Below are 25,942 nucleotides of genomic sequence, written 5' to 3'. Positions count from 1 at the left end.
ACTCTTTAACTTCAACCTCAACATTCCTAACTTAAAACTTTCATCCTGCCTTCGGCTTTCTGCCTTTTATCATCGATCGCACTTTCGATCAACCCCAGCATTTCGCTCCAGGTATTGTCCCAAGAATTGTCTGCTAAAAAGGCGTCTACTTCGCTCAGCCACTTGGTGCGAACGTCCGAACTTTCGCTGAGGATTTCTTGGGCACAAGCAACGAATTCTTCAGAATTGCTAGCAATCCGAACCAAGCCGTTTTCTCCGTAGGGCCGCACCACGTCGCGGATAGGAGTAGAAATCACAGGTTTGCCGGCAGCGAGGTATTCTGGAGTTTTTGTGGGACTAATAAACTTAGTCGATTCGTTAATCGCAAAAGGTAGCATTGCGATATCCCATCCGCCAAGATAAGCTGGCAGTTCTTGATAAGATTTGCCGCCGAGATAGTGGATATTTGGGTTAGTTGGCAGAGTTGCCGGATCGATTTTCGCCACCGGGCCAATGATGACTAAATGCCAGTCCGGTCTTGCTTGGGCGATGCCCGCCAGCAGTTCGATATCCATGCGTTCGTCTATGACGCCATAAAATCCCAAACGCGGGTGAGGAATGTCTTTTTGATCCGCCGGTTCTTGTGAAAGATTCCTGGCTGTCGCAAAGTGTTCTTTTTCGATGCTGCTGGGGAAGGCGTGAATGTTTGGGTGCTGGTGCTGTTTGGCTTCGTAAAGGTTGTGTCCCCCGGTGAATACTACGCTGGCGCGCTTTAATAATTGGTTTTCATTGGCTTTTAAATTTGGGTGCGCGCCTTTGAATGCTGACAGTTCATCCATGCAGTCGTAGACTACAGCTAGCGGCTTTAAGTGGTTTGTGAAACTGACAGCCATTGGTGTGTAATACCAGAGGATGTACTGGCTAATTTCTGCAGATCGAAACAAATCATCTAGCATGGCTTGCTGAGCAGTTTGTGCTGTTGCTTCGCTGATTCCTTCGTTCAGGTGCGGTACTATTACCCAGACTCCGCTTTCGTGGATGCTGACATCAAGCCACCAATCTGTAGCTTCGCTCAAAATTGGTTCTTCTACAAAGAAGACGCGACGACTTTTCGCACAGCGACTCAAGAGATGTTGCGGACGCTGATAGACAAAATTCCACCGCAAATGAGACAGGCAAACTAAATCTGGTGCCTCTAAAGCATCAGCTTTTGATAAGTTGGCGCGCAATGCGGGCGAGGGAGCGAATTGAGAGGGGGATTTGGCTGGATCTATAGAGGTAAATCGGATCTCCCATGCTCGACTTTTATTGCTATACTTATTGTTTACTGAGTTTTCTGGGGGCGACATATTAGCCTCTGGAATTTGTCAATGAAAATTTGTCAGTTAAAACTGGTCAATAGGATATATTTCTCAGCATTGTCTTACTGAAAGTCGAAAGCATAAATCTGAGAACTTTTATTGACGAGCAAGCGCCGCATTCAGGGAGCCAAACAAAGAAACTGTTTAGCTGCGGAAAAAACAGGCTTATCTGCTTTTTTCAAAATTGAAACTTAGAGATAAGTTATTATTGTTAGACTTGCTATTGTTGTTAAATGTAACCCAGTTTTTCTGCCCTAACTTCTATCTGAAGGATGACTTTTATCTCAGGAGACACCTAGCTTGCATGCTGGGTTCAAAAGCCGTTAAAATGCCGATCGACCTTGTAAAATGACTCTTAACTGGCAGGTACGGGGTGAAAAAAGAGCGAGTTTTATTGCTTTATTTGAAGATGAGAGAAAATTTGCCATCAAGTTTATGTTGCTTTTTGATTTGACAAACCTTGCTTTTTTTTAACTCATCAGATCTCTAATTTGGTAAATTTGTATCCTAATATACAGAAACTTAATCGACATTTCTGACTTCCGATAGATTAACAATTGACAGTTTATAGAGTGGGGTTAAACTCACCGAAGAACACCTGTCTCAACAATACGAAAGAAACCAGGCAACCGCAACGATAAACCTAAGATTTTGCGCGAGTAGATGCCAAGAAACCAAGGTGATGACATTTGCGCTGTGGGCGTCAGTTTAACCTCGCGCCCACAGCACAAATGTCAATCATCCCTCTAAAGCCGCGTTCGCCGATATCTGCAATCAAAGGCCAAATATCCACGTAAACCCGCGGCTAGAAAATAGCAGTAACTTTACAGTCGGCGGCTGTCAATTTGGGCGATTCCTCCTCCAAAGGCAAAATCTTGCACCGTCGAACTCTTTAAGAAATCGTGGGGAAAACCCAATTCAATTGCGCTTACTTTGTCTAACTGCCGCATTTGATCCGGCGTTAATTCAAACTCCAAACAAGCGAGATTTTCCTGAAGTTGCGAGAGTTTGCGCGAACCCACAATCGGAATAACTTCGACTGGTTGTTGGATCAGCCAATTTAGGGCTACTTGAGAAGCAGGTTTGCCAATTTCGGCTGCTATTTTGCTAACTTCGTCAGCAATTTTGAGGTCTCGTTCGTTAATTTTTCCCGATTCAGGTGAATTCAGCCGTTTAGCTTCGCTGGCTGTTTCTGAAGTGTTGTATTTTCCTGTCAGCAAACCGGCTGCTAAGGGGCTCCAAGCTGTGACGCCAATATCAAAGGCTTTTGCCATAGGGATCAAGTCCCGTTCAGGAGTTCGCTCTTTTAAAGAATACTCGATTTGCAAGCCGATAAATGGTGTCCAACCGCGAAGATTGGCGATCGTATTTGCTTGAGAAATAATCCAAGCCGGCGTATCGGAAATGCCTATGTAAAGAACTTTGCCGGCGCGCACCAAATCGTCAAAAGCGCGCATTACTTCTTCAACGGGTGTCGTAAAATCCCAAGCGTGCAGCCACAGCAAATCTATGTAATCAACTTGCAATCGCTTCAAACTTGCTTCTACTGCTTGCACCATATTTTTGCGGTGGTTGCCGAAACCATTGATTTCGCCATTCTTCATGTTGAGGCTATACTTCGTGGCAACTACCCATTTTTCGCGATCGGCTGCGATGAACTCGCCGACATATTTTTCGCTAGTACCGTTGGTGTAGAGATTCGCGGTATCAATGAAATTGCCGCCCGCTTCTGCAAAGGCGTCGAACATTTTACGGCTTTCGTCGTAGGAGCTCCCCCAACCCCACTCTTCCCCAAAAGTCATAGTGCCGAGGCAGATTTCGGAAACGCGAAGTCCGCTGTGACCTAGTAGTTTGTATCTCATGTCACTCTTCCCCTAATTAATGGTTGTTAACAGTTTAAATCGGGATTTCCCAAACTGTTGCCATCAGTCGGGGTGGCGGGTTTTTGTAAGGTGTTAGCGCTGCGCTGAAGGTTGAGTGTTTTGCCAAGTCAATCAAAATGTCGTAGCAGGGGCGATGCTGTCTCGCCCCTGCGTTTACGTTTAAACAGCGCGCAGGGGCGATCGTCTTACTAATGTATTTAGGATTACATGAATAAATAAAAATACAGTAAAACGGAAAAACAAATATCTACCTTTAGATAGGTATTTTAGGACAAGAGTTGAATAAAAAATGCTATCTTAAATAATCAGAAAACCAGACAGAACCAGATAAAAAATTAATGTAGCTAAATTAACTTTTTAGCGTTATAGTGATTTATAGATTACAAAAACTAGGTGACTCACTTGGCTGATATCGTTGATACCGCCGTTTCGGCAGGCTCTTTTACTACCCTAGTTGCTGCAGTCCAAGCCGCTGGTTTAGTAGATACTCTCAAAGGCGCTGGCCCCTTCACAGTTTTCGCGCCTACTGACGAAGCTTTTGCTAAGCTTCCCGCAGGTACTGTAGAAGCACTGCTTAAGGACATTCCTAAGCTGACAAAAATCTTGACTTATCATGTCGTTTCTGGCAAAGTTATGGCCGCTGATGTGGTCAAGCTGAAATCTGCCAAGACAGTGGAAGGTTCAGAAGTTAAAATTGATGCTTCCAATGGCGTCAAAATCAATGATTCTACCGTTACAACAGCCGATGTTGCTGCTGATAATGGCGTCATCCACATTATTGATTCAGTCTTGCTTCCTGCGTAAGCACAGATTTAGATAGCCCAATACTATCTGGAGGGCGGTGGCTGTTGTTAGCCGCCGCCCTGTTTTAATTGATAGTTGAGATTTCAATATTTTATGCAGCTCGATAATTAAAACTATCGCTCTTTTGTCTGTCCAGGCGGAGGAAAAGTGGAAATCAGGATCATCTTCAATTACAGGAATGACTCCCTCGGCGCTATCATAATCAGGCACCAGGTTTCAGCGATTTTCCTTGATTATAGTCTTCCCAGAGTGACAAAAGAGCGATATACCGCTGCTTTTGTTCTTCAGTAAACGCCATAAGTAGGCAAAATTAAACGGGTAACAGACTAAGAAAAATTGATTACTCGTCCATTATGATGAAGCTGAGCTGCACACTCTTTAAAATCCAGAAAAACGCCTTTGAGTTAATTGGAAATAACAGAAATTTATAGTTGGAACACGAGCGAATTTATCAAGAGTTCAAAGTTACCTTTATAGGATATTGAATTATGTTTGTTCGCTCCAATATACTCATTAAGCCCCGTCTCAACCTAAAGTTAATCATATTAAAATCCATTGTTTTAACTGCTATTTTTGTAATTTTAATATATTATTTTGACACATTCCTCAAGCCAACAATTCACTCACAGCTACGCTAAAACCTGCAAGCACACTTTGAGTGTTAACAACTTCATCCGCATTAAACAACCGCCAACGTTGCCCTGCATTCACAAATATTAATCTAGCTTCAGGAAATAGCAACCAAACTTCTAAACATCCCGATTCCAAATATTCCTGAGCTTTGGCAAATAACTCTTCGCCGCTATCTTCCGGGGAAGCAACTTCCGCTATCAAAGGAAAACTTTGGGAAAATGCTGTAAAATTGCCTGATTCTGGCAGCAGTTCAGGAGTGATGTAAGCAACATCGGGACGGCGACCCTGCTTGCTAGTGCGACAAAGGACTTCTGTAAGAACTTCTCCTCCCTGTTCGCTGGAATTTTTGTAATTTCTCCAGGATGTAGATAATTTAGATTGAGCGAGACCATGCTTGAATGTTATTCCTGTTTTCTCCACTAAGTTGCCGTCAACCCATTCCATTCTATCAGGAGGCTTGACTAAGAACTCTTCGAGAGATATGACTTTTATTGGCTCAAATTCTGGCGAAATTTCTGCTGTATTTTCTGATTTTTGCGGTAATTCTGGCTCAGAGTTTGGGTCGGCCTTTTTTGGTATAATTATAGTAGCTGTCATGCTCGAAACCTCTCTTTAACGATTCTAAGCTTACAAGCGATCGCTGTCAATCGCATTTAATGACATTATTGAACTTGGTAGATTTTGTCTTTCAACTTAGCCCGACAATTTATATATCATAGCAATTCAGAAAGGTGACTTTCATGATTCTCTCAAACCGTTTTTCTGAAGCCCTCACCTATGCTGCCGAATTGCACGCTACCCAAGTTCGCAAAGGTTCCGGCGTTCCCTACATTGCCCATTTGTTGGGCACTGCTAGTATAGCTTTAGAATATGGGGCAAATGAAGATGAGGCGATCGCAGCTTTGCTTCATGATGCGATCGAAGATCAAGGCGGCGCCACCACCCGCGAAGCCATCCGCCGCCGCTTTGGGGATACTGTCACAGCTATTGTAGACGGCTGTACAGACAGTGACGAGACGCCGAAACCCCCTTGGCGTCAGCGAAAACAAGCTTATATCGATCGCATTTCTACAGCTTCAGCCTCAGTAAGATTAGTCTCGGCTGCTGATAAACTTTATAATGTTCGATCTATCCTGAAAGATTCCCGTCAATTAGGAGATACTGTTTGGGAACGCTTCAAAGGTGGCAAAGACGGTTCTCTCTGGTATTATCGTTCTTTAGTAGAAGCATTCCGCCAAGCTGAGTTAACGCCTATAGTTGAAGAATTAGACCGCACAGTTTTAGAATTAGAACAGTTTTCTGAACCCTGAAGGCTGAAGGTAAAAAGCGCTAATTATCAATTACCAATTACACTTAAAAAATGGCAAATGTTCGCTTAGAAAATATTACCCGACGCTACCAAAACGTCACCGCGATCGAAAACATCAGCTTCAAAATCCCGGACGGGGAATTTTGGGTATTAGTCGGGCCCTCCGGCTGCGGGAAATCGACAATCATGCGGACAATTGCAGGTTTAGAAACCGCCACTTCCGGCAATCTTTACATCGGAGATAATTTAGTTAACAACATTCCGGCGAGACAGCGGGATGTAGCAATGGTGTTTCAAAATTACGCGCTTTATCCGCACATGACTGTCGCAGAAAACTTGGCATTTGGATTGCGGATGCGGAATGTTGACCCGACTAAAATTCAAGAACGAGTCGAAACAGTAGCCCGATCGCTCTCGATCGACCACCTTCTCAAGCGTAAGCCCAAACAGCTATCAGGGGGTCAGCAGCAGCGGGTAGCACTCGGCAGGGCGATCGCGCGCGAACCGAAAGTATTTCTTTTAGATGAACCGCTTTCTAACCTCGATGCTCAACTGCGAGACGATACTAGAGCAGAACTCAAACAACTGCATCAACGGCTGGGAATTACCACAATTTACGTCACCCACGACCAAGTGGAAGCGATGACTTTAGCTGATAAGATTGTAGTCTTAAATGGGGGAAAAATTCAACAAATTGGAGACCCGCAAAGCATTTATGCGAAACCAGCTAACCGCATGGTTGCCACATTTTTAGGCAATCCCGCCATGAACATTTTGCCGGCAATTTATACTAACGAATCCTTTCAAATAGGAGATCAAGCTTTAGCCTGTCCGCCCTCGATTCAGAAAAAATTGCAGGCGAGAGAAGGACAAGGATTTGATTTGGGCATCCGTCCAGAAAATATAGAAATCTTTACGCCACAAACAGTAGAAGATGATGATTTGAAAACCGATGTTTGGGCTTTAGAAAAAGTCCCCCTCGATGTAGAGGTAAAAGTAGTGGAACCTCTGGGGCGAGAAACTTTAATTAGGGCGAGTTTGCCTTCGGTGAGCGCTGAAACTACTGTACAGTTGCAAGTACCTGCGAGTGTTCGCTTGCGATCGGGCGATCGGCTGACGGTACAGCTTGACTTCGATCGAATATTTATATTTGACCCCTCCACCGGTGAGGCGCTGTATCCTTAATGGGCTTGAACAGGATTTACGCACGGGTAATCAGCCACCGGGTTTTTTAGTCGCAGTGCCTAAGTCCTGTTCAATCTAAAATCTAAAATCTAAAATCTAAAATAGACTGAGCCTTCCTGTTGGAAAGTCTCGATTCGTAGTTACAAAAGTTTACACTTGACATTTATTAATTTACGCAGTAATGGTACGATTAGTATTGGCACAACGGTAAAACGTCCCCCCAAAAGCTGATATTTCCTGAATCGGGGCGATCGCGACCCACAACGCCAGCATCTTCGGGCTAAGAAGCGGCTTTACGCCCCGACTTGGGAGCAACTAGCGAACCAAAAACTCAGAAAAACGTTCTAGCGGCATTTTTAGATGAATCCCGACAACCTGCCTCAAATGCTGCAAACAGGATTTCACCTAACTTTAGGTGCAACTTCCTTTTTAATTGAGACATTGCAAGATCCCCTGAAGCGAGAAGAAAATCTTGACAAACTTAAGTCAGATTTTGGCCAGCTAGCCGATGAACTGCTGGAAAAAGGAGAAATGACTGAGCGAGAAGCCCGGAATTTTGTAGATACTATTTTCTCTCAACCGGGCGATCGGGAGAATGCAGACAGTGAATCTGTCTCGCCCAAGCAATCAGATGCAGCGACTGATGCTTCTCCCGAGTCGGTTGTACAGCCTAACGTAAAGCTAGAGATTCAAGAATTAACTGCACACATGGCAGCGCTGAGGGCCGAGTTGGAAAATTTGCGCGCCGAAAATTCCCAGCATTAAAGAATCAAGAGTCTTTAACACAGCCGGAGTTTACTTGCCAACTTAATTTAAGAGAACCAAAATTTAGTCATTGTCCCATTTTTCAGAACCTATCAGGTCGGCAATGCGATCGCGCAGCAAGAAGTCACATTTTTCTAATTCGCACTCTACACAGGCCCATTCCCGGGGCGGAATGAATTGGCAAAGCGTGTATATAGGCTGTTGGCGGCTCAGTACGCCCTCGTGGACAAGGTGACGCGCTTCATCTTGGATCACATCTAAAGAGTATTGGATTTGGGGAATAGTGGAGTGAATCATAATGCGCCCTCAATGTTTTACTAAAAAATTTTATGGCCCTGGTAATAATATAGTCCAAACTTACGAATATGTAAGTTAAATTTTGTCCGTATACAGCTATACAATTCACTGCCGTAAATAAAAATAAATTATACGAATCCTTAGTAAGTGATGGGATCTGTCTTAGGATATTGATAAACAGCACATTTTCCTGACTAGGAAGCGGATCTGCTGGAAAGTTCAATTCAGAACTTAGGAACCCGCATCGGATTCCCGGTTTCTGGATGCTTTGCCACCAAAGGCAACATTTCTTGCGAGAAACCGGGTTGATGAATTTAAGTCCTGACGGAAACACCAAAGGAAAGATTTAGGAGTCCGGCAACTCAAGCATTACCAGTCCCGTCAATGCCGAATAGCACTTCTAGAACGAGAGATTGCGCTGCCGGCATTTGCCCATAACAAAATACATAAGGAATACTCGGAGGCAAGTGTGGCAAAAATTGCTCTAAAACGTAGGGACTGCCGTAAATTAACACAGCTTGCAGTTCTCCCGTTTTTAATAATTTCTTAAACCAATCTTGAGCTGCTTCGGTCAAACCTGCACTGCCTCGGAAGCAATTACCACGAATGAAAATTTGCAGCAGTGTCGGAGAAAAATGCTCTGCACCTGTATTATCAGCGATCGCACCTGTGCGATCGTCAATCAGTTGCAATTCGTAACCAAACTGTTCGGGAAGGGTGATGGCAGGAGTGTGGTTTCCCAAAAACTCGCACCCCAAAACATCATCTACAACAATCAAATTCCGCAAAAGCTGGTTTTCTGCGGGTTTTGCAACCTGCAAAGGTAGATTGCCACCAAATTTCAAAGAATCTCGCAAAATATCGGCAGCAGTTGCCCTTGCCTGTGGGTTTGCCAGCAAACTTAAGTCGATCGACTCCAGGGATTGTAAATTCTTGCTCCCCCCCTTAGCAAGGGGGGGTTGGGGGGGGTCAGAAATCAACATACCCACCTTTATTTTCGCTTTCCAAATGCGCTTGACAGATTCCTTAATTTGTGATACTGAAATCCGCCCTTGAGTGACAGCTTCGCAGACCGCGAGAATCGCCCCTTCCGGGTCAAGTGGCATCAGCAAAACATCAGCACCAGCCTCAGCAGCCAAAACAGCAGCTTCATTAGCGCCGTACTTATTGGCGATCGCACCCATCACCAAAGCATCCGTCACAATCAAACCTTCAAATCCCAACTCTTCTCGCAGCTTCCCGATCAAAATTTTGCGAGAAAGAGTAGCAGGAAACTCGGCATCCCAAGTCGGAATCAGCAAGTGAGCACTCATCACAGCATCGACCCCAGCAGCGATCGCCTCAACAAACGAAGGCAACTCAACCTCAGCCAATCTCGCTGGCGAATGCGGCAAAACCGGCAATTCCAAGTGAGAATCAACCGCCGTGTCTCCGTGGCCGGGAAAATGCTTAGCTGTAGTCAAAACCGGGTGCTCACCTGCGCCGCGAATAAAAGCAGCGGCTAACTTCCCGACAATTTCCGGTGTCTCGCCAAAAGCGCGGACGTTAATCACAGGATTGTCGGGATTGTTGTTAACATCAACCACGGGTGCGAGAATCCAATTTAGACCGATCGCCCTAGCTTCGATCGCAGTGACAGCGCCCATTTGTTCAGCATATCGATCGGCTTTACCTGCATCGTGCCGCGCAATTTCAGCAATCGCCATCGGCGGCCCGAACCAAGTCGCCCCCGCGAACCGCTGGCCGACACCTTCTTCAATATCAGCAGCCAGCAGTAGCGGAAACTTTGCCCAAGACTGCAATTGGTGCGATCGAACTGCCAACTCCGCAGCACTTCCCCCGACCAAAATCACACCGCCGACGCCCAACTTTTCCAGATAATAGCGGAGTTTGCTAGCAGTTGGTTCCCATTCGGGATAGCGAATTTGGTGGTCGAACAAGCAGCCAGAAGCGCGCACCACGAACATCTGGGCCACCAGTTCGGGTAAGGAAAGATTGTCAATCATGGGAAATTAGGAATTGTTTGTTGACTGTTGACTGTTGACTGTTGACTTTGGGCTGTTGACTACCTTCAGACCTAATCCTCGTCTGCTTCTAAATCATCATCATCATTTTCATTGCCATCGGCCAATTCTTCGTCATCAAACATACCCGGTTTGCGATCGGCAGAAAGCTGATTCAGCAGTATCAACATTTTATCGCCCCGTTCCAAAGAACGGTCTTCCAGAAAAATCACCTCCGGCGTCCGGCGCAGTTGCAATCGTTGGCCCAACTGGTTGCGGACGTAGCTAGTAGCAGATTTCAAACCTTCCATAGTTTCAGCCTTCGCCTCATCAGTACCGTAGATGCTGACAAAAATTTTTGTATGCTGAAGGTCTCCAGAAACAATTACGTCGGTAACGCTAACCATACCGGCACCTACCCGGTCGTCCTTGATTCCATTCAGCAACATCAGGCTGACTTCCCGTTTAATCATTGAAGCTACACGCTCAATGCGACGACTTGTAGCCATAACACCTACTCCTCTACTTTCCTAATCAGCCATTTTCATCCCGATTGACAATTGTAGCGCGATCGGTCATGGGTGTTACGGGCGATCGTCCGAGTTCGGGGTGAGATACAGCTTAGAGGAAAAAAATGTTTGATTGCCTATAGGTGAATATATAGCTAATATAGAGAGGTAGAGTGAGAGACAGCTTAGAGGAAAAAAAATGTTTGATTGGATTGTCAAAACCGTAGCCGATGCTTCAGGGGTAACTAACCAGCTAAATATAGCGGAATGGGCCAGATTGAACAGAACTAACCCTTTCGATATGGGAGCCAAAAACTACCAACGATGTCTTCATGACTTAGGGTTAGGGGGAAAATATCATGAACTTGAATATAACGAAAATGGTACCCTAAAATATCAATAATTTTGCCGATAATTCCCTTAATTACGCTTCATAGTTCTCCATTTTATTATCTTCCCTAATCAATCAAACAAAAACATTCTTTGTTAAAATTCCTTTATCGCCGTGTTTTTTTAGGCAATAAAACTTATGGAAAAAGAATTTACAATCGGTCAAAAAGTCCGAGTTGTGGCAATGCCACCTTACGTCAAAACTGCCGAACCGATGCCAATGCTGCGGCCTGCGAATTTAATTGCGATCGGCGCCGAAGGCGTTGTGATCGATCGGCGTCCCGGCAATTATTGGGGAATTCGCTTTGACAAAGGTGCTTTTCTGTTAGACAGTCAGTACATTGAAGCAGCGGAAACAATTGTAGAAGGTAATGGGTAATGGAAAAGGGGGAATGGGGAATTGAGATCACAACTTAACATCTCCCTTTTCCTTGTTCCCTCAACATCCCTCCCTTAAATCCGTTAAATCCCATTGCTTGCTCCTTGCCCAACATCCTTCTTCAACAAGCCAGCTTACCCTCAAAAGCCAAAGAATTAACAGGAAACTCCCCCAAAACTTCCTCTAAAATAGGAGAGGTGAAGTTACAAGGTTGAGGCTTGCCCAAATGATAACCTTGAGCGTAATCTACCCCAAGTTCATTGAGTTTATCCATAATTGTTTGATTTTCAACATACTCGGCAATAGTTTTAATTCCCATGACGTGAGCGATTTTGGTAATAGCTTCCACCATTGCGATATCAATAGGATTATCGACAATATTCTTAATAAAATTGCCGTCTATTTTGAGATAATCAACCGGCAAGCTTTTGAGGTAAGCAAAGGAAGACATCCCGCTGCCGAAGTCGTCCAAGGCAAACTGGCAGCCTAGTTCCTTGAGTTGCCAAATCAAGCTGGCAGCCTTGCTGAGATTACCGATCGCCACGGTTTCGGTAATTTCAAAACAAATTATTTGCGGCGGTATTTGATGGATGGAAAACTGTTCCTGAATAAACTCGATAAACTTTTCTTCGTTGAGGCTGTCCCCAGAAAGGTTAATTGAATAAAGGTTGGGATATTTGCCAAATGACGATGGCAGATCAGACAAAAGAGAGCAAGCAGGGAAGGTAACTATTTTCTCGCTGTCTACCCCGGGGTTTTGGACTAATAAATTTGCCGTGAAAAATTTAGATAAATTGCTAAATAAAGTACGAATTACCCAGCGGTCGATCGCGTGCATCAAGTTGTAGCGTTCTGCAGCCGGAATAAACGCCATCGGCGACACCAACTCACCAGTTTCCCACTGGAGGCGCAGGAGGATTTCGCAGTGGGTTCCGGTGGTTGGAGAATTGAGCAAAGGTACGATCGGCTGAGAGTACAAGCAAAAGCGATTCTCTTCTAAAGCTTGATGAATTTGCACCACCCACTCGGTTTCGCCGTGCTGTTTGATTAATTCTTGATCGCCGGCTTGATAAACCTGTACCCGGTTGCGACCTTTATTTTTAGCAGCGTAGCAGGCCATATCGGCCGCGCTTAAAATCGTAGATGTCGAGGCTGCTTTGGGATGGATTGCTACCAAACCAATACTGACGCCGATCGAAAAAGTCTTGTCCTGCCACGCAAAGCGGAATCCCTGAATGCTTTGCAGCAGCGTTTCAGCCACATTCAATCCTCGTTCGACGGGACAATGGTACAGGAGTACGGCAAATTCATCGCCACCCAGACGTGCCAACATATCGCTTTTGCGGATATTGCTTTTAAATAGCTGGCTGACTTGGCGCAGCAGTTCGTCCCCAGCAGCATGACCGCAGGTGTCATTAACTATTTTGAAGCGATCGAGATCCAGGTAAAGCATCACGTGTTCTTGCCCGTAACCTTGAGCGCCGTGTAGGGCGTGCTCTAGCTGGTATTCAAATTCCCGGCGGTTGACTAATTGCGTCAGGGGGTCATGAGTTGCCTGCCAGGTGAGTTGCCGCGCTTGAGTTCGCACTTGGGTGACATCTCGGAACACAACGACGGCCCCGACAATTTCGCCACTGCTAGCGTGGATGGGGGCGACGCAGTGGTCGATCGCAAATTCAGTGTTGTTGTGGGCAATCAGCAAATTGTTGCGCCCTTGGTCAACAATCCGACCTTCGCACAAAGCGATTTCGGCGATATTTTCGATCGGCAGCCTGGTAGTTTCGTCAACTATTCTCAGCACTTTGGCGAGGGGTAAACCTTTAGCTTCCAATGTAGACCAACCCGTGAGTATTTCGGCAACTGGATTCAGGGTGGAAATGCAGCCGTCGGCGTCAGTAGTGATTACGGCATCACCGATCGATTGTAGTGTTACCTGAGCGAGTTCTTTTTCTTTAAAAAGTGCTTGTTCCATGCGCTTGCGATCGCTAATATCGCGCTGCACCGACACCCAGTGGGTAACGTTCCCGGATATGTCGGCAATGGGTACGCTGTTGAGTTCCACCCAATAAGTTGAACCGTCTTTGCGGTAGTTAATCAATTCTAGGCGTAGGGGTTCTTGGCGAGAGAAAGTACGGCGAATTTTAGCGACTTGGGTGGGGTCGCTTTCTGGGCCGCGCAAGCAACTGGGGGTTTGTCCGATGATTTCTTCGGGTAGGTAGCCCGTCATTTGGGTAAAAGCTTCGTTGGCATAGATGATGGTGGGGTCGGAGATATCGCTGTCTCCCGCATCCATAATCACGATTGCGTCGTTAGCGTTCACTACAGCAGATTCTAAAAGGTGAAGTCTAGCCTCGGCCCTAACGCGGGTAGCAATTTCGCTTTCTAGTCTGGCGTTAGTCAAGCTGAGGGATGCGATCGCTTTTTCCAATTCCCTAGTCCTTTCTGCCACTGAATCGTGTAGAACATCGATCGCCCCGGACATTTCCATCGGGTCAAGTACACGCAGTATGTTGGTTTGAGTAACTATTCCCAGGAGTTCTCCCTGTTCCCCCGTTACTACCAACCTGCGGACTAAACGCTGGTGCATTTCCTGATGAGCTACCCACAGCGAGTCTTCTTGCTTGAGGCTAAATAAGGGGGTACTCATCACAGTTTGGGCGATCGTTTGCGACAAATCTATATCTAAAGCTTGAAATTCTACAATATCCCGTTCTGTAACTATACCTACTGGAATGGGGAACGGTAAATCCATCGATAATTCTGTTGATTCGGTAATTACTACGCAGCTAACGCGGTGCTGCGCCATCAACTCAGCTAAACTCCTAACTGACGCGGAGCGAGGTGCTTGAATGACTTGTGCAGTCATTACTTCTTTCACGCGGCGCATTTTTAAGATATTTGCCGGTTTCAGCATGGCTTGGCGAATGCTTTCCGGGGTAATTACTCCTAAGAGTTGACCTTCAGTGTCCAATATTGGCAAGTGCTTAATTCTTCGTTGCCCCAGCAGAATTAGGGCGCTGAAAATGTCTTGAGTCTCGGATTTTGTCAGAGTTGCTGCAGGCTGCCTCATCACTTGTGCGATGGTGACACCTTTTAAGTTTTTGCCCGAGGCAATCAAATCGACAAGATCCCTTTCGGTGAAGATTCCTTGCAATTGAGAGTGTGGAGCAGAGTGCGAGGATAATTTTAAGAGTGATTTTTCCACGACAAAGACGCAGATACCTGTCGCGTCTCTGAATGCACTTGAGGTGGGGGGATTTGCGATTTCTGTTAGTGGCTGATAGATATCGGTTGGTGGAATGTCTGCGTTTAGAGAGCAACTTGGGCGCCGTTGGCCCATCAGGGTAATTACTTCTGCTAGTGGGGTATCGGGCGCAACTGTCAAGGGGTAGCGGTCTATTACTTGAGCTAAGGTTGGCAGATACTTGGATGAATCGTTTTTGAGCATATTTAATTGAGTTTTGCGATCGCGTGGACTCTGCGACATTCCAAAAAAGTGCTGATTTCCAAGCACTAGGTGGATTTTTACGGCGCTGCTGAGACCTAATTAAAATTTATTGTTAAAAATGCAGCCGAGCTTGGGCTGGGGATCAGGCCTGTGACTGCGTTTCCTCTACCTAGAAAGTTAGAAGCTTATCTTTATTTTAAGTTAAATTTTCTATCCCGTGACACATTTATTAAAAATAATGTATTTGTTGTGAACTTTTTGCGATAAAATTACCGACTAAAATCATCCATAGCATTGCGAATCATCTCCCTCTTCAGAAAGACGCATCTGTTTGCTGTATTAGCTAACCTAGAAAAGGTTACTACAAAAAGGCACTGTATTAAGTTCGGCAGTGTTAAGTTTTGCAAAACTTAATTTTGCAAGCTTGTCGAGACCATCTATGAGTTGTGGAGGGCAATCGATATCACAGCCAATGTGTGAATTAGATCGCAACTTGCGAAAACAACCATGGTAGGATTGTAGATATCAAGACAAGAACTTGAATACAGAGTCTGTGAGGAAAAAGGATTATGAAACGCAATCTATTAGCCGCTACTTTTTTAATTGCTCCCCTAGTGTGGGCAAACCCGGCTCGCGCTGAAAATCCCGTTCACGTCGAACAGTTATTGTCAACCAGGCAATGTTTTAAGTGCGACTTGTCGGGAGCAGATTTAACGGGAGCTCATTTAATTGGTGCTGATTTGAGAGAAGCAAATTTGCAAGGAGCAAACCTATCTCAGGCAAACCTCGAAGGTGCTGACTTGACGGGTGCTAACTTGACGGGTGCTAACTTAACCGCAGTTTTCCTGACTAATGCCAGTTTAAATGACGCAGATCTCGATCGGGCAAATCTGACCGCGGCTATCATTAACACCGCTGACGTATCCGGCGCATCGATGGAAGATATGACGATCACAGATGCGAAAATCTACAATACCCAAATCGGCGTCGGCGGCAGCTACGACCAGTAAACTCGTTAAAAGAATGGAAAACACCAAATTTGAGGTTAAAAACCCGGTTTCTCTCCAGAAACCGGGTTTTTAGTCTTTTTGTAGGCTGCCTCGGAGCCTCACATTTTCTCTCGTATTTCAAGCAAACAATCTGACGTACCCTACCTTTACCACTAAAAACCCAAATCAACCGCTATTCGGTGCGCGCAAGCAAACCCAGAAAACGCCACCGCATTTAAACCCTGTCCGGGAAACGTACTGTCGCCCACACAATACAAACCAGGCATAGAAGTTCGATTAAACGGCATTCCCAGCAAACCCATTAGCTTCTGTCGCGGAATCGGCCCGTAAGTTCCATCTTCGCGTCCCAAAAAGCGGCGGTGAGAACGCGCTGTCCCAACTTCCATATAATCCAAACCGGCATCTAAACCGGGAAAAATCTTTTCTAATCTTTCAATAATTCTTCCTGCAGCCTCTTCCTTTTTCTCCTCGTATTCCTGCTGCGAAAGTCCTTCCCACTCTTCCATCCAACTCGAAGTAAAAGCGTGAACGATGTGATATCCTGCGGGAGCTAAATCCGGGTCGAGCACCGTCGGAATTGACACCAAAACAGTTCCCTCCGGCGCTTCCATTTGGTTCCAATCTTCTAATAAAATATGGTGGCAGGCACTACCCGCAGGGATTACGCTTGCTTCCACTCCCAAATGCAAACTCAAGAAACTGGGGGCTTTTTGATAGCGCTGCTGCCATTTCTTTTCGCTAGCGGGCATCTCTTCGGCAGACAGCAATTTCTCAAAAGTGTCCCAGCGCGTGGCGTTAGAAACTATCCGCTTTGCCCGGTAAACTTCGCCGGTTGCTAGCTCTACTCCGACAGCGCGGCCGTTTTCTGTAATAATTTTTTTCGCCTTAGCTTTGTATTGAATTTGCCCGCCGCATTTTTCTAATCCTTCAACTAATTTTTGGGCGATTTGACCGACTCCGCCTTTGGGATAATTGATGCCGCCGTAATGTCTGTCGGAAAATACCATTCCGGCATTGATCATCGGCGTCAAGTCTGCGGGTACTACAGACCAGTAGTAGCATTCCATGTCGATAAATTTCAGCAAAGTAGGGTCTTTGATGTAGCGCCGCGCAATGTCGCCAGTATTTTGAGGCAGATATTTTACTAATCCCAAACAGGCTAAAGGATTCTGAAAAAAGACTCGAACCAGATATCCGGGTTCTTCTAGAGATAGCAATTCCATGCCGTTGAGGCAGTTGAAGACGTTCCAGCATTCGCCGTAAAATTTGTGGATTCCTTCGCGTTCGTGAGGGAACCTGTCAGTTAATTCTTGCAAGTATTTCTCATAAGCCTGGGGAACTTCAAGTTCCAAGCCGCTGGGTAAGTGATAGTGAAGCTGTACGGGGTCGGGAATCGTTTCTAAGGTGACGTTGACTGCTTTCAGGGCGCGGGTGAGGAGGTTGGTTGTGCCACGCTGTCCGAAACCAAAAATCATGGAGGCGCCGACATCGAATCTGTAGCCTTCTCGATCGAAATATCCAGCACTACCCCCCGGAATTGTATAGCTTTCGAGCACTAAAACTTTGGCTTTCTTAGCGGCTAGCTGAGTGGCTGTCACGAGTCCGCCAATGCCGGAACCGATGACAATTACATCAAACTCTTGCTCTGTTGGGCGGGAGTTGGAAGGAAATAACTGGGATTGGGTAGGAGCTGACATTCGGTTAAAAATCTTAATATTTCTATGATTTTACAGTCGATCGCTCCCGAAGCAAGAAGTTCGGCAACGGATTATGTAGCGGATGTAACGGATGTCAAGAAGACCGAAGTTCGGCAATGCCCGATGCCCTGTTTGCCCGATGCCCTGTTTGGCCGATGCCCAACGCTCAATGCCCCAGCTTCAAAAAAAAATGCGGGAACAGTCTACCATTGCCGACTGCCCCCGTCTGCCGATCCTTTGAGAGGAGAACACTAAAAATCACTATATCCTTGTTGCTAATTAATGTCAATACTATTGGAAAAATATTTCAATAAGGTGATGGAGGTCGATCGGCGAATGGGTTCTAACTCAATCTCTGGCTTGTATGCGCCCTCAAGGATGTGATAAGTTGCACAGAGCGATCGATCGCCGGTTGTCGAAGCCCTCGAAGAAGATCGATCGCACCGCATAAAATCCCTCAAACCTAGCAATCTCCCCAATTTCCTAATGTCCCTGCAACTGCGCGTTTACGTTCCCCCGCATCCGTTAATTAAACACTGGCTGGCTGTTGCCCGCGACGCCGCTACCCCATCGGTACTTTTTCGTTCTGCAATGACAGAATTGGGAAGGTGGCTGGCTTACGAGGCGATTCGAGAATGGCTGCCGACAGTGGAAACAACGGTGCAGACTCCTTTGGGCGAATGTCCGGCAACTTTTATCAACCCGGAAGCTCCGTTAGTTGTGGTACCGATTTTGCGGGCAGGTTTGGCACTGCTCGACGGAATTCAGACGGTTGTGCCGCTGGCGTCGGTTTACCACCTCGGCATGGCAAGAAATGAGGAGACGCTGCAACCGACTTGTTATTTGAACAAATTGCCGGCGCAGTTTATCCCGCAAACGCGGGTGATAATTAGCGAGCCGATGCTGGCGACTGGCGGGACGATTATAGCGACAATGCAGGAATTGACGAAGCGGGGAATTGACCCGAGCTTGATTCGGATTATCTCTGTGGTGGCTGCTCCTCCGGCTTTGAAGAGGCTGAGTGCAGAGTACCCCAGTTTGATGATTTACACCGCAACGATCGACGAAATAGTCAACGAACAGGGCTTTATTGTACCTGGTTTGGGAGATGCGGGCGATCGAACTTACGGCACATGAAGCAAGTCAGTCAGTCAATTTGAGATTTGAGATTTGAGATTTGAGATTGACTAGACAGATAAATCTGGGGGCTTGTATCCCTTTTTGGGCGCGGTGAGTGGTTCCAGGAATGAGTTGCTTAAATCTCCTGGGAAAAAGATGACCCTGGTTTGGTAAAAGCAGGCACCGAGAAAGTTAGAATCAAAAGTACAAGTCAAAAATAAATAGCGTTTAGCACTCATTGCCCGTGAAACTTGATTCTGTTCCGCCAAGCTTGTCTGCTTCTGACTCAGTAAACCTCAATTATGATTTGCCACAACAGGTACAACTACAAATAAAAGAGGTTACTGAGATTTGTGCTGCTTTAACCCCGGAGCCCGCTGAACTCTCAGGGACTATCAATCCCGATATTTGTCAGGAACAAAAGAAACTGAAGCCCAAGCACTGGGCAATTTTTGCTTCGACTTTTGCAACTATTTTTTTAGCTGAAATTGGAGACAAAACTCAGCTCGCGATTTTGCTGATGACGGCTGAATCTCGAAATCCTTGGATCGTGTTTGTGGGTGCGGGTTCGGCTTTGATAGCAACCAGTTTGCTGGGGGTGTTGCTGGGAAGGTGGCTGGCTAGTCGGATTGCTCCGAGAACTTTGGAGAGAGCAGCCGGAGTGATTTTACTGACGATTTCGGCGGTTCTGCTGTGGGAAGTGCTGGGTTAATTGTCTGCCTTGTCGGTAAGTCCTAGATTTCTACAATAGCTAACTAAGAACTAAAAAAACATGGACTGGCAACTTTTGGGCATCAGTTTTATTACAGTGTTTTTGTCAGAATTGGGAGACAAAAGTCAATTAGCTGCGATCGCCCTGGGCAGTAGTTGTAACTCGCCGCGGGCTGTATTTTTCGGCACCGCGTCGGCCCTGCTGCTGGCGAGTTTAATCGGTGTGGGCATTGGCTTCAGCACGGCAGAGGTGTTGCCGGAACGACTGGTAAAGGGACTCGCAGCGATCGGATTTGCGGTAATGGGCTTGCGCTTGCTGTGGCCAAAAGCAGATTTACCGGAAGCATCCGAGTAAGGCGTGTCCTCAGTCGATTTTAGATTTTAGATTTTAGATTTTAGATTTACTCTACAGATGAATCTGGGAGTTTGAACAAGAGTCTAAAATTTTGATTTTTCCACCACAGGAGTAGTTCGCAACTATCCGTTTTTGCGCGGGTTCAGGAAACTTGAAAGTATAGTTAGATCAAATCTGTTAGCATCGGAGATTATTCATCTCTCTATTCTTTTCATCTGCGTGAATCAGCGTCAATCCCTTGTCATCTGCGGCCCAAGAAATTCTCTTTTTTTAACCGCAGATGAGGGCAGATAAACACAGATTAACGCCGATGAATATCAAATCCGGTGTTTACGATCGCGTTAAAATTTAAAAAAAATTAGCAGCGGGCGTGAATTCATGCCCGCTGCTAAAGGTTGACTTTTTCTCAACTCAACATCTGAGGATTGTGTCGATTAAACTTGGTTTTGGTAGCACCAGCCCAGCAGCGTACCGGCGACAGCCAACTTCAGGGCTTCCAATGCAAAATAGCCTTGGTGCAGTAGATTCATCCCAGCGGGTACTTCTGCTGCGGAATCGAACAGATTTAGCTGCATTCCCAAGGCGCTCATTTGGGGTGTCAGGGCGTAGGTGTCAATCAGGGCGATCGCCAAAAGTACCAATGATAATAAAATTGCTGTGCGGCTGCGCTTGCCGAAGTCACCGACTAAATTGCTCAAAACCATCAAACCCGTTGTCACCAGGCCCGAACAGATTAACTCAACGCGGTTGAATCCCCAGAACATTAAATTGCCGGCCGTTGTAAACTCGGGAGATGTCATCATGCCAGATACGTAGAGACTGGGCATAATGACTAGATCCAAAACCAGGCTAACGCTGAGCCAGAAAATTAGGGCAACCATGACAATTGCTTGCCAGCGCGGTTTGATTGATTCCACTCTTGATGTTGTAATAGCTGTCATATAATTAGACCCTCTAAAATTTTCTTCTGCCTTTTCTAGAGTTTAACTAACTTTTTTCTAAAATTCTGTTAAGTATTTTTAAATTAATGGTAACTTTTGTGTAACAGACGCTGAAGAATTGTTAAGCTCACTTATGTTGATCATCACCTCGGTTAACTAATACTAATTCGGAAAAAGTACGGAATAAATTAATAATTACTCACAGGACTTATGCACTGCGAGCAAAGACACCTGTTTTTGACTCTGATTAAACACCGTAACGTATTTTTTATAAAAAACCAGGTTTCAGCGTCCAGAAATAACTCCTAATTTAACTGTATATGCCTAAATTTCAATTATCCTCTTGGTTGCCCCGCTTCCCCCCTCAAGTCTGGATTCTTGCCGCCGGCAGATTCCTCTCCCAAAGCGGCACCGGTTTTACTTTATTTTACGCGCCGATATTTTTTGTCGATCGCGTCGGTTTATCTGCTACTGCTGTTGGGATTGGTTTGGGTAGCGGTTCAGTTTCGGGAATATTCGGCAGAATTTTGGGCGGTTCTTTTTGCGATTCCAAATTTTGGGGAAGGCGCCGAACTTTACTGCTGGCGACAATTATTTCGGCGGCTGCTTCTTTTGTACTGGCGGGGACTAATGATTTCCCCGGCTTAATTGCGGGCAATTTACTGATGGGTTTTGGCGTTGGTTTGTATTGGCCTCCAACGGAGACGATGGTGGCGGATTTAACCGAGGGCGAACAGCGACAGGAAGCTTTTGCTTTGACACGACTGGCGGATAATTTGGGTTTGCAAGTTGGGATTATTTTGGGCGGTTTGTTGATTGAGGTAACGGGTAATTATCGATCGCTCTTTATTATTGATGGTATCTCGTTTTTAGTGCTGTTTGCGGTGGTGGCGATCGCGATCGGCGAAACCTACAAACCAGCTAATCCAGCGGATAGAGGCAAAAAAAATCGGGAAAATGGTTGGATGGTGGCGCTGAGCGATCGAAGTCTTCTAGTTTATGCTTTAGTAAATACTCTGTTCACCTTATATATTTCCCAAATCCAAACCACAATGCCGCTGTACTTTAGCAAGTTTGTCGCGGTGGGGACGGGAACAGGCTTTTCAACAGGTACAATTACCGTTTTGTTTGCTTTTAGCACGTTTTTAACTGTGGCTTTGCAACTGCCTGTTGTTAAAGCTTTGAGGCGGTTTTCTTGTCCAAAAGCTTTGATGATTTCTGCGTTGCTGTGGGGAATGGGATTTATCGCGATCGGCTTGACGGGAATGGCTGCCACTGGCAATCTATTTTTAGCTGTTTTAGGCTTGAGCTTTTTGTCGGTTGCGACTGTTGCTTATACGCCTTTTGCTTCTGCTTTGGTGGTGGATTTAGCGCCGGAGTCTTTGCGGGGCGTGTATTTGGCTGTTAATTCTCAGTGTTGGGCGATCGGCTATTTAATCGGGCCACCGCTGGGCGGTTTGGCTTTGGATAGAGGTAAATGGGCGGCGGATAATTTTTGGTTGGGTTTGGCTCTTAGTGTGATTGCGGCTGTGGTTATTTTGCAAAAGCTCGATCGAATGTTAAAAAAATAGTTGCTAAAATACAATTTTGTGATAATCTAATCCACCCGATAGATAAATAACTAACTCGCAAAAAATGCCTAGCGGTCTTAAGCTCTGATCGCAGGCGGTTGTTTTACTTATTTTATTAGACATATAAAAAATATTAACTCAAAACTTTGTGGTTGGCGATATTAAATAGGTTTACAATTCCTAGGAAGCTAATAGCAATTTTACCATCCAATTTGTGAGGAGTTCTAGTGAAAGCACATCTACTATTTAGTGCGGGCGCAGTAGGTTTACTGTATATACTTGCCTGTTCTTTACCATTGGCAGCGATGCCTCCCGCCGAAAAAAAGACATTAGGTAGTGAAGAGTTAAAAGAGTCAGAGGCTAAAATTAGCCTGAATACAACTGTTGAAAATCAGGTCAAAGCCCCTGAAACATCCGAGTTAAAATTAGTTGAGTGGCTGCAATTTGACAACACCGTCTCAACAACCAATCAACTCGCCAATCTCCCCCAAGAAACTGCCAACCTGAATCTGCCCGAAACAGCAGCATTAACCGCAGAAAATCCCGGGGAAAACTCATTAAACTTAGCCGAAAAACCAGCAAACCCAGCCCCAGCAGAAGTCACAGAACAAGTATCTGTTGCCCCTTCCCAAAACTCGCAGGCACCAGTAGAAGTCACAGAAAAAACATCTGTCATTCCCACCCCTAACCCTGCACCAGTAATTGCCCAAACAGAAACTTCTACTTCCGAAAAGTTAGCTGAAATCGAAAACAGCGCTTCCTTAGAACCCGCAGCAACCAACAGCGAAACTTCAGAATCCAGCGAACTCCAGCAAGTAACCTCTGTATCTCAACTCTCCGACGTGCGCCCGACGGACTGGGCTTTTCAAGCCCTGCAATCTCTAGTAGAAAGATACGGCTGCATAGCAGGATATCCAGACGGCACGTTCCGAGGCAATCGGGCAATGACTCGCTACGAATTTGCCGCAGGTTTAAACGCTTGCTTGGATAAAGTTACTGAGCTAATTAAATCAGGTACAACCAACTTAGCAACCAAGGAAGACTTAAGCAAACTGCAAAGATTGCAAGAAGAATTTGCAGCAGAATTAGCCACTTTGCGGGGTCGAGTCGATGCTTTAGAATCCCGTACCGCCGAACTAGAAGCCAATCAATTTTCGACAACAACTAAACTCAGCGGCGAAGCAATTTTTAGCGTTGCCGACACTACCAAAAACAATAGCAGGGAGACTGAAACAGTCTTAAACTACCGATTGCGCTTGAATCTGCTGACCAGTTTTACAGGCAAAGATACGCTGATAACTGGCTTGCAAGCTTACAACATTCGCAGCTTCGGACCTAATTTAGGTTTGTCAACAGGGGCATTTAGCGGTTTGTCCGACAGTCAAGCCAAACTGAGTTTTGAACCGCAATTTCCCGGAATTAATCCTCAGACTCTATCTAGCATTGACGCCAATGCTGTTGAACTTTACAAACTGCTTTACGTTTTTCCAGTTTCTAACAGCATCACTTTATTTGCCGGCCCAAAAGCTGAAACTTCTGATGCTTTTCAAGCTATTACTCCCTTTGCCGGAGAAGGACAAGAAGCTATCTCTAGGTTTGCAGGTTACAACCCTGTAGTCCGCGTATCCGGAGGCACTTCTGGCACCGGTTTGGCATCAGCAGGCGGGTTTATTTGGAACGTTTCCAAAAAAGTCAATCTCACAGCTTTGTACGGCAGTGTGAATGCAGCATTGCCCGCTGATTTAGGCTTTCCAGCCACGCCTTTAGGAGCAGGTGCTTTTGAGGGAAGTACGGTGGCTGCGGCGCAGTTAACGATTAAACCTACCAGCAGTATCGACATAGGTTTAAATTACGCTTACAGTCGCCACCAATTGAATATTCTTGCTACAGGATTAGGTGATGCCGATTTGGGTTCTATTTTGGGATCAGATAGAGAACCTGTTAACGGTGGCGTGAGGCTCAATTCCTTTGGCGGTACCGCAACTTGGCGGTTTTCTCCGAAAATTGCTGTTTCTACCTATGGAGGTTGGATAGTTGCTGACGCTGAAAGAAGCAATGCTTCTACAACTTTCACCAGTTGGATGGTAGGTTTCCATTTCCGAGATTTGTTCGCACAGGGTAATAATGCAGGTATTCTGTTTGGACAGCCACTCGATCGCGATTCAGTAAGTGGCGGTGCTCGCTTTCAGCAAAACAAAGCAACTCCTTACCATTTAGAAGCTTATTACCGCTTCAAAGTCAACGATAATATCAGCATTACACCCGGAGCTTTTGTGCTGTTCAATCCTGAAGGAACTAAGGATAATGACACCGTAGGGGTGGGAGTCCTGCGGACAACTTTTACCTTCTAAATGGAGTCGCGACACTATCTGCAATTGGCAGGAATTGATGCTGTTGCCGCTTAAGCAGTGCTAACCTAGATAGGACTTACGCACGAGTACGTATGGGGGTTCAGGAACCGGGTTTTTTTAGCAAAATAGTTCGTTAGAGCATCGCAGACTTGGTAAAAAACCCGGTTTCTTCACTCGGAGTTCGCCCAGGACTTATTTGGTTAAAACCCTCAATTACACAGGATTTACACCTGGGGGCCCAGAAACCGGGTTGATGGGCGAAAATACTTCGCTCAACCAGCAGATTCGGTAAAAAACCTGCTGGTTGAGCGAAGTCGAAACCCGGTTTCGAGGAGTCGGAATGCGTCCAGGAGGGCAATTATCAATTACCAATTATCGATGCCCAATTACCAATTCCCAATTACCGATTATTTTCGTCGATCGCCCAATTTGCGGTAAACTGCTCTTAAATCAACTTGATGGTGAGCCAAAGCAACCAAAGCGTGATAAAATAAGTCCGCAACTTCTCCAGCAATTCCATCTTTGTCGTCATCTTTGCAAGCCATCACAACTTCCGCCGACTCTTCGCCAATTTTCTTGAGAATTTTGTTGTCGCCGCCCTCGAACAATTTGCAAGTATAAGAACTTTCGTTAGGATGATCGCGCCGATCGCAAATTACGGCAAATAATTGAGATAACATATCCCCTGGCGGCGGTGAAATTTCCCCATCAACTTGGTGAAAACAACTTCTTTCTCCGGTGTGACAAGCAATATCTCCGATTTGTTCGACAGTGACTAGCAAAGTATCACTATCGCAGTCGTAACGCAGCCCTTTGACATTTTGAACGTGTCCCGAAGTTGCGCCTTTGGGCCACAATTCGGAACGAGAACGACTCCAGAACCAAGTTTGCCCGGTAGAGAGCGTTTTTTGCAGCGACTCCCGATTCATCCACGCCATCATCAACACCGTACCGTCCAAATAATCTTGGACGATCGCAGGCACTAAACCGCGATCGTCGTAACGAATCTTTTCAATTGGGATCGATCGGCTCAAACTTGATAAATCAGTAGTAGACATAATTTTATTTCAACTTGGTAAGATAGATTAACGCTTTCCTGTGGGAGATTTTTTTTATTAACCGCAGAGAACGCAGAGCAGGGAGAGGAAGAGAGAAGATTGAGCAACTGATGGCTAAATTGTCAAGAACTATTTTACAAAAAATTACATTTTAGGGCGATTCCCTACGGGATAGCTTCGCTTC

General features: G+C 45.7%; 23 protein-coding genes. 12 read left to right on the top strand and 11 right to left on the bottom strand.

Translation table 11 applies throughout. The features are described from left to right. Positions 1 to 26: 26 nt before the first annotated feature. Both QUB37_RS06605 and QUB37_RS06600 read right to left on the bottom strand, forming a co-directional pair. Positions 27 to 1,328, bottom strand: a complete 1,302-nt coding sequence (locus QUB37_RS06605) for a glycosyltransferase family 1 protein (protein ID WP_333160285.1) — start codon at positions 1,326 to 1,328, stop codon at positions 27 to 29. 836 nt (positions 1,329 to 2,164) lie between these two features. After that, the gene (locus QUB37_RS06600; RefSeq protein ID WP_333160283.1) at positions 2,165 to 3,202 is read right to left on the bottom strand and encodes an aldo/keto reductase; all 1,038 of its coding nucleotides are present in this window, start codon (positions 3,200 to 3,202) and stop codon (positions 2,165 to 2,167) included. Between the two features lie 423 nt (positions 3,203 to 3,625). Here QUB37_RS06600 and QUB37_RS06595 point away from each other — a divergent pair, with 423 nt between their 5' ends. Continuing rightward, on the top strand, positions 3,626 to 4,027 hold the full coding sequence (locus tag QUB37_RS06595; protein WP_333053794.1) for a fasciclin domain-containing protein: 402 nt from the start codon (positions 3,626 to 3,628) through the stop codon (positions 4,025 to 4,027). A gap of 606 nt (positions 4,028 to 4,633) precedes the next feature. Here QUB37_RS06595 and QUB37_RS06590 read toward each other — a convergent pair. Further along, on the bottom strand, positions 4,634 to 5,257 hold the full coding sequence (locus QUB37_RS06590) for a Uma2 family endonuclease (protein ID WP_333160281.1): 624 nt from the start codon (positions 5,255 to 5,257) through the stop codon (positions 4,634 to 4,636). 143 nt (positions 5,258 to 5,400) lie between these two features. On the opposite strand from QUB37_RS06590, the gene QUB37_RS06585 reads away from it, so the two are divergent. The 3 genes from QUB37_RS06585 (at position 5,401) to QUB37_RS06575 (ending at position 7,919) form a co-directional block, all read left to right on the top strand. Beyond that, a complete protein-coding gene (locus tag QUB37_RS06585) occupies positions 5,401 to 5,970 on the top strand; it encodes an HD domain-containing protein (protein WP_333160278.1) in 570 nt (189 codons plus the stop codon). 50 nt (positions 5,971 to 6,020) lie between these two features. Further along, positions 6,021 to 7,154 carry an ABC transporter ATP-binding protein gene (locus QUB37_RS06580; RefSeq protein ID WP_333160276.1) on the top strand — a complete coding sequence of 378 codons (1,134 nt, stop codon included), beginning with the start codon at positions 6,021 to 6,023 and terminating at the stop codon, positions 7,152 to 7,154. Between the two features lie 360 nt (positions 7,155 to 7,514). After that, positions 7,515 to 7,919: a hypothetical protein gene (locus tag QUB37_RS06575; RefSeq protein ID WP_333160274.1), complete on the top strand. Its 405-nt coding sequence runs from the start codon at positions 7,515 to 7,517 to the stop codon at positions 7,917 to 7,919. Between the two features lie 63 nt (positions 7,920 to 7,982). Here the strand turns inward: QUB37_RS06575 and QUB37_RS06570 are convergent, their stop codons facing one another. The 3 genes from QUB37_RS06570 to rbfA form a co-directional block, all read right to left on the bottom strand. Continuing rightward, positions 7,983 to 8,216, bottom strand: a complete 234-nt coding sequence (locus QUB37_RS06570; protein WP_333057778.1) for a DUF4327 family protein — start codon at positions 8,214 to 8,216, stop codon at positions 7,983 to 7,985. Positions 8,217 to 8,578: 362 nt separating this feature from the next. Further along, complete coding sequence (locus QUB37_RS06565; protein WP_333160271.1) at positions 8,579 to 10,222, bottom strand: glycoside hydrolase family 3 N-terminal domain-containing protein; 1,644 nt, start codon at positions 10,220 to 10,222, stop codon at positions 8,579 to 8,581. A gap of 71 nt (positions 10,223 to 10,293) precedes the next feature. Further along, a complete protein-coding gene (rbfA, locus tag QUB37_RS06560) occupies positions 10,294 to 10,728 on the bottom strand; it encodes a 30S ribosome-binding factor RbfA (protein ID WP_333160269.1) in 435 nt (144 codons plus the stop codon). A gap of 529 nt (positions 10,729 to 11,257) precedes the next feature. On the opposite strand from rbfA, the gene sipA reads away from it, so the two are divergent. Then, positions 11,258 to 11,497: a regulatory protein SipA gene (sipA, locus tag QUB37_RS06555; protein WP_333160268.1), complete on the top strand. Its 240-nt coding sequence runs from the start codon at positions 11,258 to 11,260 to the stop codon at positions 11,495 to 11,497. A gap of 121 nt (positions 11,498 to 11,618) precedes the next feature. Here the strand turns inward: sipA and QUB37_RS06550 are convergent, their stop codons facing one another. Continuing rightward, complete coding sequence (locus QUB37_RS06550; protein ID WP_333160265.1) at positions 11,619 to 14,984, bottom strand: EAL domain-containing protein; 3,366 nt, start codon at positions 14,982 to 14,984, stop codon at positions 11,619 to 11,621. Between the two features lie 530 nt (positions 14,985 to 15,514). Between QUB37_RS06550 and QUB37_RS06545 the strand changes: the two genes are divergently transcribed. Further along, positions 15,515 to 15,955, top strand: coding sequence for a pentapeptide repeat-containing protein (locus QUB37_RS06545; RefSeq protein WP_333160263.1), 441 nt, complete (start codon positions 15,515 to 15,517; stop codon positions 15,953 to 15,955). Positions 15,956 to 16,107: 152 nt separating this feature from the next. Here the strand turns inward: QUB37_RS06545 and crtH are convergent, their stop codons facing one another. Continuing rightward, on the bottom strand, positions 16,108 to 17,652 hold the full coding sequence (crtH, locus tag QUB37_RS06540) for a carotenoid isomerase (RefSeq protein ID WP_333160261.1): 1,545 nt from the start codon (positions 17,650 to 17,652) through the stop codon (positions 16,108 to 16,110). A gap of 24 nt (positions 17,653 to 17,676) precedes the next feature. Here crtH and QUB37_RS06535 point away from each other — a divergent pair, with 24 nt between their 5' ends. Further along, on the top strand, positions 17,677 to 17,907 hold the full coding sequence (locus tag QUB37_RS06535) for a hypothetical protein (RefSeq protein WP_333160258.1): 231 nt from the start codon (positions 17,677 to 17,679) through the stop codon (positions 17,905 to 17,907). A gap of 20 nt (positions 17,908 to 17,927) precedes the next feature. Here QUB37_RS06535 and QUB37_RS06530 read toward each other — a convergent pair whose 3' ends face one another. Continuing rightward, a complete protein-coding gene (locus tag QUB37_RS06530; protein ID WP_333160256.1) occupies positions 17,928 to 18,131 on the bottom strand; it encodes a hypothetical protein in 204 nt (67 codons plus the stop codon). A 7-nt stretch (positions 18,132 to 18,138) separates the two neighbouring features. Between QUB37_RS06530 and upp the strand changes: the two genes are divergently transcribed. From upp to QUB37_RS06515, 3 genes are all read left to right on the top strand, one after another. After that, on the top strand, positions 18,139 to 18,789 hold the full coding sequence (gene upp / locus QUB37_RS06525; RefSeq protein ID WP_333160254.1) for a uracil phosphoribosyltransferase: 651 nt from the start codon (positions 18,139 to 18,141) through the stop codon (positions 18,787 to 18,789). 226 nt (positions 18,790 to 19,015) lie between these two features. Next, positions 19,016 to 19,483 carry a TMEM165/GDT1 family protein gene (locus QUB37_RS06520; RefSeq protein WP_333160252.1) on the top strand — a complete coding sequence of 156 codons (468 nt, stop codon included), beginning with the start codon at positions 19,016 to 19,018 and terminating at the stop codon, positions 19,481 to 19,483. Positions 19,484 to 19,543: 60 nt separating this feature from the next. After that, positions 19,544 to 19,837: a TMEM165/GDT1 family protein gene (locus QUB37_RS06515; RefSeq protein ID WP_333082112.1), complete on the top strand. Its 294-nt coding sequence runs from the start codon at positions 19,544 to 19,546 to the stop codon at positions 19,835 to 19,837. A 434-nt stretch (positions 19,838 to 20,271) separates the two neighbouring features. Here the strand turns inward: QUB37_RS06515 and QUB37_RS06510 are convergent, their stop codons facing one another. Beyond that, positions 20,272 to 20,778 carry a hypothetical protein gene (locus QUB37_RS06510; protein ID WP_333160250.1) on the bottom strand — a complete coding sequence of 169 codons (507 nt, stop codon included), beginning with the start codon at positions 20,776 to 20,778 and terminating at the stop codon, positions 20,272 to 20,274. A 320-nt stretch (positions 20,779 to 21,098) separates the two neighbouring features. Between QUB37_RS06510 and QUB37_RS06505 the strand changes: the two genes are divergently transcribed. Further along, positions 21,099 to 22,349: an MFS transporter gene (locus tag QUB37_RS06505; RefSeq protein ID WP_333160248.1), complete on the top strand. Its 1,251-nt coding sequence runs from the start codon at positions 21,099 to 21,101 to the stop codon at positions 22,347 to 22,349. A gap of 227 nt (positions 22,350 to 22,576) precedes the next feature. Then, entirely contained in the window at positions 22,577 to 24,700 is a 2,124-nt protein-coding gene (locus QUB37_RS06500; protein WP_333160246.1) for an iron uptake porin, read from the top strand. 407 nt (positions 24,701 to 25,107) lie between these two features. On the opposite strand, the gene hisIE is transcribed toward QUB37_RS06500, so the two are convergent. Then, positions 25,108 to 25,758 (bottom strand): bifunctional phosphoribosyl-AMP cyclohydrolase/phosphoribosyl-ATP diphosphatase HisIE, encoded by a 651-nt coding sequence (gene hisIE / locus QUB37_RS06495; protein ID WP_333160243.1) that lies wholly within the window; start codon positions 25,756 to 25,758, stop codon positions 25,108 to 25,110. Positions 25,759 to 25,942: the final 184 nt, after the last annotated feature.

It is taken from the genome of Microcoleus sp. AT3-A2, assembly GCF_036705685.1.
In the GTDB taxonomy this organism is placed as follows: Bacteria; Cyanobacteriota; Cyanobacteriia; order Cyanobacteriales; family Microcoleaceae; genus Microcoleus.
The sequence above is the reverse complement of the archived record's forward strand: the minus strand, read 5'-3'. Positions and strand labels throughout refer to the sequence as shown.

Bases quoted from the DNA above. Each gene is read 5' to 3' on its own strand.
- QUB37_RS06510 (WP_333160250.1), bottom strand. From the start codon at position 20,778: ATGACAGCTATTACAACATCAAGAGTGGAATCAATCAAACCGCGCTGG.
- QUB37_RS06505 (WP_333160248.1), top strand. From the start codon at position 21,099: ATGCCTAAATTTCAATTATCCTCTTGGTTGCCCCGCTTCCCCCCTCAA.
- upp (WP_333160254.1), top strand. From the start codon at position 18,139: ATGTCCCTGCAACTGCGCGTTTACGTTCCCCCGCATCCGTTAATTAAA.
- QUB37_RS06515 (WP_333082112.1), top strand. From the start codon at position 19,544: ATGGACTGGCAACTTTTGGGCATCAGTTTTATTACAGTGTTTTTGTCA.
- QUB37_RS06585 (WP_333160278.1), top strand. From the start codon at position 5,401: ATGATTCTCTCAAACCGTTTTTCTGAAGCCCTCACCTATGCTGCCGAA.
- QUB37_RS06550 (WP_333160265.1), bottom strand. From the start codon at position 14,984: ATGTCGCAGAGTCCACGCGATCGCAAAACTCAATTAAATATGCTCAAA.
- crtH (WP_333160261.1), bottom strand. From the start codon at position 17,652: ATGTCAGCTCCTACCCAATCCCAGTTATTTCCTTCCAACTCCCGCCCA.
- QUB37_RS06600 (WP_333160283.1), bottom strand. From the start codon at position 3,202: ATGAGATACAAACTACTAGGTCACAGCGGACTTCGCGTTTCCGAAATC.
- QUB37_RS06575 (WP_333160274.1), top strand. From the start codon at position 7,515: ATGAATCCCGACAACCTGCCTCAAATGCTGCAAACAGGATTTCACCTA.
- QUB37_RS06565 (WP_333160271.1), bottom strand. From the start codon at position 10,222: ATGATTGACAATCTTTCCTTACCCGAACTGGTGGCCCAGATGTTCGTG.
- QUB37_RS06535 (WP_333160258.1), top strand. From the start codon at position 17,677: ATGATTTTACAGTCGATCGCTCCCGAAGCAAGAAGTTCGGCAACGGAT.
- rbfA (WP_333160269.1), bottom strand. From the start codon at position 10,728: ATGGCTACAAGTCGTCGCATTGAGCGTGTAGCTTCAATGATTAAACGG.
- QUB37_RS06590 (WP_333160281.1), bottom strand. From the start codon at position 5,257: ATGACAGCTACTATAATTATACCAAAAAAGGCCGACCCAAACTCTGAG.
- QUB37_RS06570 (WP_333057778.1), bottom strand. From the start codon at position 8,216: ATGATTCACTCCACTATTCCCCAAATCCAATACTCTTTAGATGTGATC.
- QUB37_RS06605 (WP_333160285.1), bottom strand. From the start codon at position 1,328: ATGTCGCCCCCAGAAAACTCAGTAAACAATAAGTATAGCAATAAAAGT.
- sipA (WP_333160268.1), top strand. From the start codon at position 11,258: ATGGAAAAAGAATTTACAATCGGTCAAAAAGTCCGAGTTGTGGCAATG.
- QUB37_RS06545 (WP_333160263.1), top strand. From the start codon at position 15,515: ATGAAACGCAATCTATTAGCCGCTACTTTTTTAATTGCTCCCCTAGTG.
- hisIE (WP_333160243.1), bottom strand. From the start codon at position 25,758: ATGTCTACTACTGATTTATCAAGTTTGAGCCGATCGATCCCAATTGAA.
- QUB37_RS06580 (WP_333160276.1), top strand. From the start codon at position 6,021: ATGGCAAATGTTCGCTTAGAAAATATTACCCGACGCTACCAAAACGTC.